At 67.1% G+C, this 13,758-nt stretch carries 14 protein-coding genes; 10 read left to right on the forward strand and 4 right to left on the reverse strand.

Annotated elements, in window-relative coordinates; translation table 11 throughout:
* Positions 1 to 16: 16 nt before the first annotated feature.
* Positions 17 to 946, reverse strand: coding sequence for a DUF389 domain-containing protein (locus tag ASD37_RS04035; protein ID WP_056549792.1), 930 nt, complete (start codon positions 944 to 946; stop codon positions 17 to 19).
* A gap of 156 nt (positions 947 to 1,102) precedes the next feature.
* Between ASD37_RS04035 and ASD37_RS04040 the strand changes: the two genes are divergently transcribed.
* The 8 genes from ASD37_RS04040 to ASD37_RS04075 all read left to right on the forward strand — a co-directional run bounded on the left by ASD37_RS04040 (position 1,103) and on the right by ASD37_RS04075 (position 9,225).
* Entirely contained in the window at positions 1,103 to 1,918 is an 816-nt protein-coding gene (locus ASD37_RS04040) for a DeoR/GlpR family DNA-binding transcription regulator (protein ID WP_200959746.1), read from the forward strand.
* Entirely contained in the window at positions 1,915 to 3,396 is a 1,482-nt protein-coding gene (locus ASD37_RS04045) for an FGGY-family carbohydrate kinase (RefSeq protein WP_056548356.1), read from the forward strand. Before ASD37_RS04040 ends, ASD37_RS04045 begins: the two co-directional genes overlap by 4 nt.
* A gap of 32 nt (positions 3,397 to 3,428) precedes the next feature.
* Positions 3,429 to 4,754, forward strand: a complete 1,326-nt coding sequence (locus tag ASD37_RS04050; RefSeq protein WP_056548357.1) for an ABC transporter substrate-binding protein — start codon at positions 3,429 to 3,431, stop codon at positions 4,752 to 4,754.
* A 62-nt stretch (positions 4,755 to 4,816) separates the two neighbouring features.
* Positions 4,817 to 5,668 (forward strand): carbohydrate ABC transporter permease, encoded by an 852-nt coding sequence (locus ASD37_RS04055; protein ID WP_056548361.1) that lies wholly within the window; start codon positions 4,817 to 4,819, stop codon positions 5,666 to 5,668.
* Positions 5,665 to 6,480, forward strand: coding sequence for a carbohydrate ABC transporter permease (locus tag ASD37_RS04060; protein WP_056548362.1), 816 nt, complete (start codon positions 5,665 to 5,667; stop codon positions 6,478 to 6,480). The genes ASD37_RS04055 and ASD37_RS04060 overlap by 4 nt, the downstream gene beginning before the upstream one ends.
* Before the next feature lie 21 nt (positions 6,481 to 6,501).
* Positions 6,502 to 7,587: an ABC transporter ATP-binding protein gene (locus tag ASD37_RS04065; RefSeq protein WP_056548363.1), complete on the forward strand. Its 1,086-nt coding sequence runs from the start codon at positions 6,502 to 6,504 to the stop codon at positions 7,585 to 7,587.
* Positions 7,587 to 8,360, forward strand: coding sequence for an SDR family NAD(P)-dependent oxidoreductase (locus tag ASD37_RS04070; RefSeq protein WP_056548365.1), 774 nt, complete (start codon positions 7,587 to 7,589; stop codon positions 8,358 to 8,360). Before ASD37_RS04065 ends, ASD37_RS04070 begins: the two co-directional genes overlap by 1 nt.
* A gap of 43 nt (positions 8,361 to 8,403) precedes the next feature.
* Entirely contained in the window at positions 8,404 to 9,225 is an 822-nt protein-coding gene (locus tag ASD37_RS04075; RefSeq protein WP_082569929.1) for a BtpA/SgcQ family protein, read from the forward strand.
* Here the strand turns inward: ASD37_RS04075 and ASD37_RS04080 are convergent.
* Positions 9,222 to 9,689, reverse strand: a complete 468-nt coding sequence (locus ASD37_RS04080) for a helix-turn-helix domain-containing protein (protein WP_056548367.1) — start codon at positions 9,687 to 9,689, stop codon at positions 9,222 to 9,224. The two genes, ASD37_RS04075 and ASD37_RS04080, sit on opposite strands and share 4 nt — an antisense overlap.
* A gap of 96 nt (positions 9,690 to 9,785) precedes the next feature.
* On the opposite strand from ASD37_RS04080, the gene ASD37_RS04085 reads away from it, so the two are divergent.
* Positions 9,786 to 10,970, forward strand: a complete 1,185-nt coding sequence (locus ASD37_RS04085; RefSeq protein WP_056548368.1) for a thiolase family protein — start codon at positions 9,786 to 9,788, stop codon at positions 10,968 to 10,970.
* Positions 10,971 to 11,040: 70 nt separating this feature from the next.
* Positions 11,041 to 11,460, forward strand: a complete 420-nt coding sequence (locus ASD37_RS04090) for a hypothetical protein (RefSeq protein WP_056548369.1) — start codon at positions 11,041 to 11,043, stop codon at positions 11,458 to 11,460.
* 65 nt (positions 11,461 to 11,525) lie between these two features.
* On the opposite strand, the gene ASD37_RS04095 is transcribed toward ASD37_RS04090, so the two are convergent.
* Together ASD37_RS04095 and aspS are read right to left on the reverse strand one after the other, a co-directional pair.
* Positions 11,526 to 11,978 carry a nitroreductase family deazaflavin-dependent oxidoreductase gene (locus tag ASD37_RS04095; protein ID WP_056548370.1) on the reverse strand — a complete coding sequence of 151 codons (453 nt, stop codon included), beginning with the start codon at positions 11,976 to 11,978 and terminating at the stop codon, positions 11,526 to 11,528.
* Positions 11,975 to 13,750 (reverse strand): aspartate--tRNA ligase, encoded by a 1,776-nt coding sequence (aspS, locus tag ASD37_RS04100; protein ID WP_056548372.1) that lies wholly within the window; start codon positions 13,748 to 13,750, stop codon positions 11,975 to 11,977. The genes ASD37_RS04095 and aspS overlap by 4 nt, the downstream gene beginning before the upstream one ends.
* Positions 13,751 to 13,758: the final 8 nt, after the last annotated feature.

Genomic DNA, 13,758 nt, shown 5'->3' on the forward strand with positions numbered 1-13,758 from the left:
CGTCGAAGGGGTGCAGTCAGCCCTGGGCGACGCGGGCGATCAGGGTGCCCTTGGGGCGCAAGATCAGAACGAGGACACCGGCAACGACGATGCCGACCAGGTTGACCACGAGTTGGAGCGCCGACTTGGCGGCGACGTCCCAGTCCCCCAGGATCGCCGCCACGACGGCGAATCCGGCCGCGGGGACCGTGGTGACGGAGATGAAGACCCCGACGAGCGCCGCCGACTTTGCCGAGACCAACGACAACATGCCCGCCGCGCCTGCCAGCAGTGCCACGACGAAGGAGATGGGTCCAACCTGGAAGATGAAGTCCACCTCGGTAAGTCGTCGCACGGTGTCGAGGCTGATCCAGCCCAGTGCGTGGCCGGCCAACGTTGCCGCGGCGGTGAACGCCATTGCCACCGGGAAGCCGACGGCGAGGGCCAGCAGCGCCCGCCGCGCCAGGTCCCACCGTCTTTGCACCATGGCTACCGCGATGGCGGCAAGTGGGCCGAATTCGGGACCCAGCACCATTGCACCGACCACGGTGACGGTCGAGTCGGTCAAAGCGCCGATCGCGGCGATCAGACACGCCAGGGTGAGAAACAACACGAAGGTGACCGACAGGGTGGACTCCTCGCGGGTTCGCCCGATCAGTTCGTCCCACAGCAACGCGTCGGCGGGATCTCCGACCGCCTCGTCCTCGGCCCGGTGCGCGCGGGTGGACAGCACCGTGTCGAGGACTTCGAGGGTGATGGCGCCGCGATGCTGGACGTCGAGGGCCTTGAGTTGGCGGATGAGGCCGTTGGCGCATTCGCGCGCGACGTCGGCGGTGATCTCGTCGCCGACGGGATCGAGTGCGGCGCCTGGATAGAGCAGCAGGTTCGCCACGCCGACCTCCCCGCGGAGGATGTCGATCACCTCGTCGCGAAGGTCCTCCGGCGCGATGACGCGCAAGTGCAGCACGGGGCGCACGTTAGCCCGTACACGACGGACGTGAAACGAACTGACGCTAAATGTGGGCACTCCACACGATCGTGTTGTAAATTCACACTCCAGTTGCTGTTTCCGCCAGATGTTTCGAAATCCGGAGATCAAAGCTGTGAAAATTGCACAGTCTGTGTGTGGCTGAACGTGGACGCCAAGGCGCGGCGGACGCGGATCGAAGAGCGGGTAAGCGCTGAGCGGGAGGTCGGCTACGCCGACTTGGCTGCCGAGTTCGACGTCTCCGAGATGACGATCCGGCGCGACATGGAGGCATTGGAGGCGCTTGGCGTCGTCCGTCGGGTGGTCGGCGGGGCCATCGCCTTGAAGGGCAAGGACAGCGAACCGACATTCGAGACCCGGATCGCCAACGCCGCAGAGGAGAAGCGCCACATCGCCGATGCAGTGGCCGAACTCATCGGGCCCGGCGAGACGCTGATCCTCGACTCCGGGAGTACCGCACTGGCGGTGGCGCAGTCCCTCCGTGGGCGCCGCCTCGGTTTGACCGTTCTCACCCCCAGCGTGCTCGCCGCGTTGGAACTGGTCGACGAAGCCGACACCACCGTCGTGCTCACCGGTGGGGAGCTGCGCCCCAGCGAGCTCAGCCTGATTGGTCCCGCGGCCGAAGACACCCTCTCCCAATACAACTGCGACACATTCGTGATGGGTGTGGCCGGCATCGACGGTCTTCGCGGCATCTCCGATTACCACCAGGCCGACAGCAGGGTGAAGCGCGCCGCCATCGCGCGGGCCGACCGGGTGATCGTCGCCGCCGACCGGAGCAAGCTCGGCAGAGTCACCTTCACCAGCATCGCCGCGCTTGGCGACATCCACGTCATCATCACCGACGGCGACCCCCAACACCCGACCCTGGTCGCCGCTCGCAAGGAAGGCGTCGAGGTCGTCTGCGTCGACGGATTGGACGCCGCCGCTGCGGAGGTCGAATCACTATGAGCAGCAGGACGATCGGCATCGACGTCGGCACCACGGGCACCAAGACGGTGATCTTCGACACCGACCTCGGCATCGTCGCGCAAGCCTCGCGTGAGACCGCGCTGCACTCACCGGGCCCGGGGTACGCCGAAGCACATCCCGCCCAGTGGCACCGCAACGTGGTCGACTCCATCCAAGAGGCGTTGCACACGAGCGGAATCAAGGGCGAGTCGGTGACGGCGATCGCCGTCACGGGCATGGTGCCGGCCGTCGTGGCACTCGACGACCGCGGTCAGCCGTTGCGCCCCGCAATCCTCCAGAACGACGCCAGGGCACACCGTGAAGTTGCCGACCTCGCACGGGCGCTGGCGGGCGTCGACCTGGTGACGATGACGGGGTCCGCGCTGACCCAGCAGTCGGTGGCGCCCACCATCGCGTGGTTGCGCACGCACGAGCCAGACGTCTACGAGCGCACGGCGCACGTCGTCGGCTCCTACGACTGGGTGCTGACGGCCTTGGGCGCCGACGTCCACGTCGAGCAGAACTGGGCGCTCGAGTCGGGGCTGTTCACCATCGACGGCGACCTCGCGGAACCCGTTCTCGCGGCCGCAGACTTCGATGCGGGCATGCTGGCTCCCGTCCACCGACCCGGGACCAAGGTCGGCGAATTGAGCAGCGCGGCAGCACGTTCGACCGGTTTGGCCGCAGGTACGGCACTGGTCGTCGGGGGCGCCGACCACGTCCTGTCCGCATTCGCTGCCGGGGTCAACGAACCCGGTGACGCACTGGTCAAACTCGGCGGCGCCGGAGACATCCTGGTCGCCAGTGACACCCGCGTCGTCGACGAACGCCTCTACCTGGACGCCCATCCCGTCCCGGGACACTGGCTGCCGAACGGGTGCATGGCTACCAGCGGCAGCCTGATCCGGTGGTTTCAAACGCTCGTCGGCGGTGCCGATCTCGCCGAACTCGACGACGAAGCCGCCGCCACCGCACCGGCGGAGGTGCTGTGCCTGCCGTACTTCCTCGGCGAGAAGAGCCCGCTGCACGACCCCGATCTCCGCGGCGTGTTCGCCGGCATGCACCTGGGCCACGGCCGCGCCGACCTCTATCGGTCGGTCTTGGAGGCGATCGCCTTCGGGTTCCGGCACCACGTCGACGTCTTCACCGACATCGGCATCGCGCTACGCCGGGTGATGATCACCAACGGCGGGTCGAAGTCCACGCTGTGGAAGCAGATCCACGCCGACGTCCTTGGCATCGAGATGCGGCCCGTCCGAGGACATCCCGGCGCCTCGCTCGGCGCCGCGGTGATCGCCGCAGTCGGCGTGGGCGCTCTCGACGACTGGTCCGACGCCGCCCGATTCGTCACCTTCGACCCACCCGTCGTCCCAGACCCAAACCGACGAGCGATCTACGACGACGCATACGCGAACTGGCGCCGCCTTGGAACTGCGATGACGCCCATCTCACACGCGATGGCGAGAAGTCCCCGATGAGAATTCGACAAGTGAAAGGAACTGTGCCGCACATGAAGTCAACGACTCCCCCGACACCACGGCGGAGGCGGCCAGTCCTGCCTGCGCCCGTCCTCGCGCTACTGGCGGTCCTCACCCTGATGCTCAGTGCCTGCGCGGGCAGCGGAGGCCCCGAGCAGCCTCAGGCCACGGGCAACGGCGACGTCGGGAAGGACGTCTCGGGAACGGTCCGCATCCTCATGGAGAACGTGCCCGACACCGACGTCGTCAAGGCGATGGTGCCGGAGTTCAACAAGGAGTATCCGAACGTCAAGGTCGACATCGAGACCCTGACGTATGACCAGATGCGCGACAAGCTGGTGTCGTCGTTCCAGTCGTCCTCGCCGACGTATGACCTCATCATCGTCGACAACCCGTGGATGGTGGACTTCGCCAAGGCGAACTTCCTGCAGCCGTTGGATTCTCGTATCGACGGCACCCCCGACTACGACGCCGCCGACTTCTTCAAGCCGCTCACCGACATCACAGAAGTCGACGGAGTGAAGTACGGCGTACCGTTCTACAACTACGCGCTCGGCTACCTCTACAACACCGACGATCTGACCGCCGCCAAGCTCCCCGTGCCCACGACCCTCGACGAATTGGTCAGCACCTCCAAGGCGCTCAAGGTCGACGACCGTGCGGGGATCGCGATGCAACCCCAGCGGGGCTACAAGATCTTCGAGGAGTGGGGCAACTGGCTGTTCGCCGCGGGCGGTTCCATCTACGGCCCCGACGGCAAGCCGACGCTGAACACCCCACAGGCGAAGCAGGCCCTGAACGCGTACATCGACACGTACAAGACCGCCGCGCCGCCGAACAGCCTGAACTGGGCCTTCGACGAGGCGTTCCGGTCGGTCTCCAGCGATCAGGCCGCGTCGATGATCAGCTACAACTGGAACCTGCCCGCGCTCAACGCACCCGGCTCGGGTCCCTCGGCGGGCAAGTACAAACTGGCCGAGATCCCCGGCGGCAAGCAGGTCCTCGGCTCGTGGAGTTGGTCGATTCCGGCCAACTCGGGTGCGGCCGACGCGGCGTGGGCGTTCACGTCCTGGCTCACGTCCAAGGCACACGACGTCCAGCGCACCGAGAAGGGTGGCGCCGCCATCCGGCAGAGCACCCTGCAGGATCCTGCGGTTCTGAACGGTCCGCTCGGCGCCGACTACTACAAGACCGTCGAGAAGATGCTCGGCAACGCCGCGCCGCTCAGCCAGGGTCCCAGTGGTGAGGAGATGATCCAGGCCGTTGGAACCGAACTCAACGAGGCGGTCGCCGGCACCAAGAGCGTCGACGACGCACTGGCGGCAGCACAGGCCGCCGCCGAGAAGATCCAGGGCTGACCCGTCCCCCCGGGGCCAGCCCGTATGAAGCCGACCATCCCACGAAAGGAGCGACGACGACCGTGACGTTCAAACATGGCATGGTCGCCCCCCTAGTCGCTCTCTTCGTCGGGGTGGTCGGCTTCCCCCTCGGCTACGCGTTCTACCTGAGTGTCACCGACTACAAGTTGACCAGTCGCGGCGCTCCGAGACTGGTCGGTGCCGACAACTACGCCGCCACGTTTGGCGACGCCGCGTTCTGGCAGGCGTTCGGCACCACGGCGCTGTTCGTCGCGGTGGCCGTCGGAATGGAGTTGCTGATCGGTCTCGCCATCGCGCTGTCGCTGCAAAAGCAGCGCTGGGCAAGCGATCTCACCCGGTCGATGCTCCTGGCGCCGATGTTCATCACCCCGATCGCCGTCGGGTTGATCTTCCGGTTCCTGCTCAACGATCAGATCGGCGCCATCCCGCACCTCTTGCACGCCGTCGGCCTCGACTACGACTTCTTCGGGCCGGGTCGCGCACTGTTCACCATCGCCTTCATCGACGTCTGGCAGTGGACTCCGTTCATGGTGCTGCTGTTGCTCGCCGGTCTCGAGTCCATCCCCAAGGAGCCACTCGAGGCGGCCAGGGTGGACGGCGCGAGCGGTTGGTACGTGCTGCGCCGTGTCACGCTGCCGCTGCTGGCGCCGGTACTGGTCGTGGCGGTGCTGCTGCGCTGCCTCGACGCCATGAAGGTCTTCGAATACGTCTTCGCCACCACCCGCGGCGGACCGGGCACCGAGACCCAAACGCTGCAGTACTTCATCTACCAGACCGGGATCCAGTTCTTCCGTCTTGGATCGGCGTCGTCGATGGCGTTCGTGGTGCTGCTGGTAGTGCTGACGATCATCGTCGTCGCGTTCCGCCGGATGGACAAGGCCAAGCAGTCATGAGAAGTTCACTGGCCCTGACGATTTGCCGGGTGGCTCTGCTGTGGGCGGCGGGCATCTCGGTGCTGTTTCCGATCGCGTGGATCGCGCTGGCCAGCTTCAAGAACCCGGAGCAGCTCAACGATCCGTTCCTGCTGTCCTTCACCCCCACCCTGGACGCCTGGCGCAACGTGCTGGAGTCCGGCATCCTGTCCGCCGCGGGGCGCAGCGCCGTCGTCGCGCTCGTCACGGTGGGCATCAGCGTCGTGGTCGGCAGCATGGGTGCCTACGCCATCGCGCGGTTCCGCGCCGGTGGCACGGCAACGCGGTTCGGAATGCTTGCCGCCCAGGTGCTTCCGCCGGCGGTGCTGGTGTTCCCGTTCCTGACGATGGCCTACGCCCTGCGGCTCAACGACACCCTCGTCCCCGTGATCTTCGCGCACCTGAGTTTCGTTCTGCCGGTGGTGACGTGGTTCCTGATCGGGTTCTTCGAGGCGGTGCCCCGATCGTTGGAGGAGCAGGCCCAGGTGGACGGCTTCGGCCGCTTCCAGGCCTTCCGCCTCGTCGTTCTGCCGCAGGTCTTCCCTGGGATGGGCGCCGCGGCCATCTTCGGGTTCACCCTGTCGTGGAACGACCTCTTCTACGGTTTGATCCTGGCGCCTGGCAAGGCCGCCATCCTGCCGGTGGCCATCGCCGGCTTCAACACGTTCCGTGGTGTTCAGATCGGCTCCATGAGTGCCGCCATCCTGATCGCCGTCGTCCCCGTCGTCATCGCGAGCTTCTTCATCCAGCGCAAGCTGGTGCAGGGGATCAGCGGTGGCGCGGTGAAGTTCTAGAAGGTAGGTCGCCAAGCACTCATGGCAGAAGTCCGATTCACCCACCTCACCAAGTCCTACGGTTCGATACCCGTGGTCAGCGATCTGAACCTGGAGCTGCCCGACGGGTCGTTCACCGTTCTGGTCGGCCCGTCGGGCTGCGGCAAGTCCACGTCGCTGCGCATGCTGGCCGGCCTCGAGTCCGTGACCTCGGGCACCATCACCATCGGCGACCGCGACGTCACCCACCTTCAACCGCGCGATCGCGACATCGCCATGGTGTTTCAGAACTACGCGCTCTACCCCCACCTCAGCGTGCGGGAGAACATCGCCTTCCCCCTGCGAGCCTCGAAGGTGCCACGCGCCGAAGCGCTCACCAGAGCCGACGCGGTGGCGGAGTCCCTGGGCCTGGGAAAGCTGATGGCGCGCAAGCCAAAGGACCTCAGCGGCGGTCAGCAGCAGCGGGTGGCGATCGGGCGGGCGATCATCCGGGAACCGTCGGTCTTCCTGTTCGACGAACCGCTGAGCAACCTCGACGCGAAACTTCGCGTCGAAACCCGCACCGAACTGCTGCAGATTCAGCGTCGGCTCGGCATCACCTGCCTCTACGTCACTCACGACCAGGAGGAGGCGATGACGCTCTCGGACCGCATGGTGGTGATGCGCGACGGGTGTGCCGCCCAGGTCGGTACCCCGCTGGAGGTGTACGACGCCCCGGTCGACACCTTCGTCGCCTCGTTCGTCGGCAGCCCCAAGATGAACCTGCTCGACGGCGAGCTCGCCGACGGGAGCTTCACGCTGCCAAGTGGTTTCGCGTTCTCGGTCACGCAGAACGTCGCCGGCGGCACCGTCACGCTGGGGGTGCGTCCCGACGACCTGATCCCGACGGCAGCCGAAGACGGCGACGCCACGGTGACGTTGGTCGAACTCCTCGGCCCCCGGGCCATCGTGACGATCGACGCGAGGGGAACCGAGTTGACCAGCGTCGTCGAGACCGCCCGAATGTCGGGCATCACCGAGGGGGCCACGGTCACGCTGTCGGCCCGACCGGGCTCCGTCCATGTCTTCGACGCACAGACCGGCCGACGCATCGTCGGCGACGACAACCACCGAGAGAGACGTCACTGATGACCAAGACAGTCGTAGTCACCGGCGCAGGCAGCGGTATCGGGCGAGCCATCGCCTTCACCCTGGCCGAGCGGTCCTGGCGGGTCGTGGTGACCGACGTGAACGGCGAGTCGGCCAGTAGGGTCGCCGAGTCGTTGCCCGACGCCGAGGGCGTCCGACACGAGTCGGCGGTGCTGAACGTCAGCTCGCCGGAGGACGCGGCCGGGGTCGCCTTCGACGTGACCGATCGCCTGGGCCTCGACGCCTGGGTCAGCAACGCCGGCATCTCGTTCATGCACAGCTTTCTCGACGCACCCATCGCCAGGTACGACCAGACGATGGACGTCAACCTCAAGGGCGTGTTCGTCTGCGGTCAGGCCGCCGCACGGGCGATGGTGCGCAGCGGCACGGCGGGCGCCATCGTCAACACCGCGTCGATGGCGGGAAAGCAGGGCCGGGTGCCGTTCCTGTCCGACTACGTCGCATCGAAGTTTGGCGTGGTGGGACTCACCCAGGCGATGGCGTACGAACTCGGGGAATACGGAATCACCGTCAACTGCGTCTGCCCCGGATACGTCGAAACACCAATGCAGTCAAGGGAATTGGAGTGGGAAGCCCAATTGCGCGGCACGTCGACCAACGGCGTCCGTGCCATGATGATTGCCGACACCCCGCTGCGCCGACTCGAGCAACCCGAGGACGTTGCGAAGTCGGTCGCGTTCCTCCTCTCCCCCGACGCCCGGTTCATCACGGGTGAGGCGCTCGCCGTCAACGGCGGCGCCTACATGGACTAGCCGCAACAGCCCGCACGACAACTCGAATGAAAGAGGTACACCAGTGAGCACCACCTGGCTCGACGACGTCTTCGCCACGAAGAAGCCCGTCATCGCCATGCTTCATCTCGCCGCCCTGCCCGGCGATCCCGCATACGACAGCGCGGGTGGCATCGCCGCCGTCGTCCGACGGGCCCGCGAGGAACTCGACGAGCTGCAGGCCGGCGGCGTCGACGGCGTGATGGTGTCCAACGAGTTCAGCCTGCCGTACCTCACCAAGACCGAACCCATCACCGCGATCTCGATGGCCAGGATCATCGGTGAGCTGCTACCGGCGTTCGAGGTGCCCTACGGAGTCAACGTGCTGTGGGACGGCCGGGCCTCGATCGACCTTGCCGTCGCGACTGGCGCGAAGTTCGTCCGCGAGATCTTCACCGGCGTCTATGCCAGCGACTTCGGCCTCTGGGACACCAACGTCGGCGAGGTCGCACGCCACCGCGCGCGCGTCGGCGGCGCCGACGTGAAGCTGTTCTTCAACATCGTTCCCGAGTCGGCGACCTATCTCGCCGCACGCGACCTTGCCGCCATCACGCGCACGACCGTGTTCGCGACGCTGCCCGATGCGATCTGCGTGTCCGGTGCGACCGCCGGTGCGCCGACCGACGCCGAGGCGCTGAAGGTGGTGAAGGCGGCCGCGGGCGCGGTACCGGTGTTCGTGAACACGGGCGTGCGCGCCGAGAACGTGGGCGACCAACTCGACATTGCCGACGGTGCAATCGTCGGCACCTACTTCAAGAAGGACGGCGTCTTCGAGAACCGGGCCGATCGGACGCGCGTCGAAGAGCTCATGAGTGAGGCAAAGAAGTTCCGGGAGCAGCTCGCCTAGCGTCCCGCGACGCGCACCGCCAACTCCTTGGGCGGCACGTGGTGACCGTCGGCACAACGGATTTCGACGGTCGCCTCGGCGCCGCAGCCCTGGTGCGACAGCCGTAGCCGGGTGTCGTCGAAGTAACCTCGGCCCCATTCGAACATCGCCATCACGACGGGCATGAACGCCGTGCCCTGTGCGGTGAGGACGTATTCGTCTCGGCTGCGCTGGCCGGGTTCCTGATATGGCTGCTTGGCGAGCAGTCCGGCGTCGACGAGTTCGGAGAGACGTGCGGACGTGGCCGCCTTGGTGATGCCGACGCGGCGGGCGAAGTCGTCGAAGCGGGTGGTGCCGTAGAAGGCCTCACGCATGATGAGCATCGCCGACTTGGTGCCCACCAGGCCCATCGTCTTCTCGACTGGGCAGCGCCCCACCGGCGACCACGTGTCGCGGTCGGCGAGCCGGCCTTGCAGGACTGTCATGGACGTCACTCCTTAGCTGGGTTGTTTGAACTATACCGAGGTGTTAAATCTAAGTATAGATAGTAGTACTCAGCGACGAGTCTCGAGGAGAACACCATGTCTGACTATTCGGATCGCGACGCCGTCATCGTCGGCGCCGTCCGCACCCCCGTCGGCAAGGGCAAGGCCAACGGCGCGCTACACGGCGTGCTTCCCGTGGACCTGCTCGCCCACAGCCTGCGCGAAATCGTCGAACGCACCGGCGTCGACCCCGCCCAGGTGGACGACGTCATCGCGGGCGCCGTCACCCAGGTCGGCGACCAGTCCATGAACATCGCCCGCAACGCCCTCCTCGGGGCCGGCTTCCCCGAGAGCGTGCCCGGCACCACGGTCGACCGTCAGTGCGGAAGTAGCCAGCAGGCAATCAGTTTCGCGGCGCAAGGCGTCATCGCCGGGGCCTACGACGTCGTGATCGCCGGCGGCGTCGAATCGATGTCGCGGGTGGTCATGGGCAGCTCGATCCTCCCCGGCAGTGACCCCTTCGGCGCAGGGATGGCCGAGCGGTATCCGGAAGGCCTGGTGCCCCAGGGCATCAGCGCCGAACTGATCGCCGCCAAGTGGGGACTCTCCCGCACCGAGCTCGACGAATTCTCCGCGAGCAGCCACGAGAAGGCCGCCCGCGCCACCAAGGACGGACTCTTCGACAAGGAGCTGGCGCCGATTGCCGGCCTGTCCACCGACGAGATCATCCGGCCCGGCACCACGGTCGACACCCTGGCCGGCCTGCGACCCGTTTTCTTCAACGAGGCGTACTCGCAGCGGTTCCCACAGATCAACTGGGAGATCACGCCGGGCAACTCGTCGCCGCTGTCCGACGGCAGTGCCGCGGTGATGATCACCAGCGGGGCCGCCGCCCGCAGGCTCGGCCTACGCCCGCTGGCGCGGATCCACACCACGACGGTCGTCGGCTCCGACCCGCTGTACATGCTGACCGGCGTCATTCCGGCGACCGAGAAGGTGCTCGCCCGCGCCGGGTTGACACTGGCCGACATCGACCTGTTCGAAGTCAACGAGGCCTTCGCACCGGTCGTGCTGGCCTGGGCTCGCGACACTGGAGCCGATCTGGCCAAGACCAACGTCAACGGCGGTGCGATCGCCATCGGCCACCCGCTCGGCGCCAGCGGCGCCCGCATCATGACCACCATGGTCAACGCACTCGAACAGCGTGGCGGGCGGTACGCCCTGCAGACGATGTGCGAGGGCGGCGGCATGGCGAATGCCACCATCATCGAACGCCTCTGATCGCTGACGCATTCGTGACGTCGGTCGCCCCGTGGTTTTGTGGCCACGGGGTCAGGGAAAACCCGCCGCTGTGAACAACTCTCAACGCGCGGGCCGCCTCGGCCTATTCGTCCTGTCCTCCGCCGCCACGATTGCGCTGCTGTCGGGCTGTGGCAGCGACGACAAGACCACCGAGACCAGCGTCTCGGCCACCACCCCTGCCAGCAGCACTCCGGCCAGCACCTCACCGCCGTCCGTCGGCGCCAGCACGTCGGTCTCACCGGCACCCACGACGACGAGCGGCGCTTCGGGTGGTGCCGGCGCTGGTGGGGCGCCGGCCAGTACGGCACCGACGACGGCCCCCGAAAGTGGCGGCCCGAGTCAGACGGTCAGCGGCGGCAACTCCGCCACGGAGACCACCGTGCGCACGCCGAGCCCGCCGACCGGCGACTCGATGCCGGGCGACAACGCAGGACCGCAAGGAAACCCGGGCAGCCCAGGCCGCAACTGAGCGACACCGCACCGTCTTCGGCGCGCACATCCGCGATCACCGCGGGTGGGCGCGCCGAAGTCGCGTCAGGCGCGCGTGATTTCGAACAGCGGAATCTCGCGGGTGGTTTTCGTCTGGTACTCGGCAAAGACCGGCGCCACCGCGGTGATCTTGGGATACGTGGCGTCCCGTTCGTCGCCGGGCAACTCCCGCACGACCACGTCGTAGGCCTCGGTGCCGACCTCGACGTGCGCACGCGACTTGGCCCGCAGGTTGTGCACCCACGCCGGGTCCTTCGGGGCCCCCGCGTAGGACCCCACGATCAACATCTTCCCGTCGACCGTCAGGTACGCCAGCGGGGACAGCCGCGGCTGACCCGACTTTGCGCCCGTGGTGTGCAGCAGCAGCAGGTCGCCGCCCTCGAAGGGGCCGCCCACCTTGCCGCCGTTGGCCCGAAACTCCGCCACCACGCCGCGGTTGAAGTCGTCGAGGGCAGCCGTGTCGTTGACGAGCTTGTTCTTGTCGAAGTCCTCTGTCATTCCACTTCAGACTTCTTCGGCTTGGCGTCTATTCCCGATTCCTTGCGCTGTTGCGCGGTGATCGGCGCGGGTGCGTCGGTCAGCGGGTCGACGCCGCCGCCGGACTTCGGGAACGCGATGACCTCGCGGATCGAGTCGGTGCCCGCGAGCAGGGCTGTGATGCGATCCCAACCGAAGGCGATGCCGCCGTGCGGCGGCGCGCCAAAGGTGAAGGCGTCCAAGAGAAATCCGAACTTGTCCTGCGCCTCGGCGTGGTCGATGCCCATCATCGCGAACACCCGTTCCTGGACGTCGCGACGATGGATGCGGATCGATCCGCCGCCGATCTCGTTGCCGTTGCAGACGATGTCGTAGGCATTCGCCAGTGCGCTGCCCGGATCGGTGTCGAAGGTCGACTCCGACTCGGGCTTGGGCGAGGTGAACGCGTGGTGCACCGCGGTCCAGGCGCCCGATCCGACGGCGACGTCACCGGACGCGGTGGCGTCGTCGGCGGCTTCGAACAAGGGCCAGTCGACGACCCAGGTGAACGCCCACGCGGCGGGATCGATCATGTCCAGCCGCTTGGCGACCTCGATGCGCGTCGCGCCAAGCAACGCGCGGGCCGCCTTGACCGGGCCGGCCGCGAAGAAGATGCAGTCCCCCGGCTTGGCGCCGACATGGGCGGCCAGGCCGTCGCGCTCGGCGTCGGTCAGGTTCTTGGCGACCGGACCGCCGAGCGTGCCGTCCTCGGCGAGCAGGACGTACGCCAGGCCCTTGTGGCCGCGCTGCTTGGCGAACTCCTGCCATCCGTCGAGGGTGCGACGCGGCTGGGACGCACCGCCCGGCATGACGACGGCACCGACGTGGGGCGCCTGAAAGACCCGAAAGGTGGTGTCGGAGAAGTACTCCGTGCAGTCGACGAGCTCGAGACCGAACCTGAGATCGGGCTTGTCGGACCCAAACCGGCGCATCGCGTCGGCGTAGGTGATGCGCGGAATCGGCGTCGGCAGGTCGTAGCCGACGAGCGCCCAGAGTGCCTTGAGCACCTCTTCGGACACTGCCATCACGTCGTCGGGGTCGACGAAGCTCATCTCGACGTCGAGCTGGGTGAACTCGGGCTGCCGGTCGGCGCGGAAGTCCTCGTCGCGGTAACAACGCGCGATTTGGTAGTAGCGCTCCATGCCCGCCACCATCAGCAACTGCTTGAACAGCTGCGGGCTCTGCGGCAACGCGTAGAACGAGCCCGGCTGGAGCCGCGCAGGCACCAGGAAGTCGCGGGCGCCCTCGGGAGTCGACCTGGTCAGCGTCGGCGTCTCGATCTCGACGAAGTCGTGGCCGGCGAGCACCGCACGCGCGGCGGCGTTGACCTTGGAGCGCAAGCGAAGTGCGCGGCCCGGTCCCTCGCGGCGCAGGTCGAGGTAGCGGTACTTGAGCCGGGCTTCCTCCCCGGGGGTCTCGTCGAGCTGGAACGGAAGCGGCGCGCACTCACTGAGCACGGTCAGCGCCGTGGCGTTGACCTCGATGTCGCCGGTGGCTATGTCTGCGTTGGCGTTGCCCTCGGGCCTGGCCTCGACGACGCCTTCGACCAGGACGCAGAACTCGGACCGCAGCCGGTGGGCCTGCTCGAGGACGCCCGCATCGCGGAACACGACCTGGGCGACGCCCGAATCGTCTCGCAGATCGATGAAGATGACTCCCCCGTGATCACGCCGACGTGCGACCCATCCGGCCAAAGTGACCTTCTGGCCGGTATCGGAGGACCGCAACGAACCGGCGGCATGACTGCGCAACACGAAAACTC

This window comes from Mycobacterium sp. Root135 (genome assembly GCF_001426545.1).
Lineage (GTDB): Bacteria > Actinomycetota > Actinomycetes > Mycobacteriales > Mycobacteriaceae > Mycobacterium.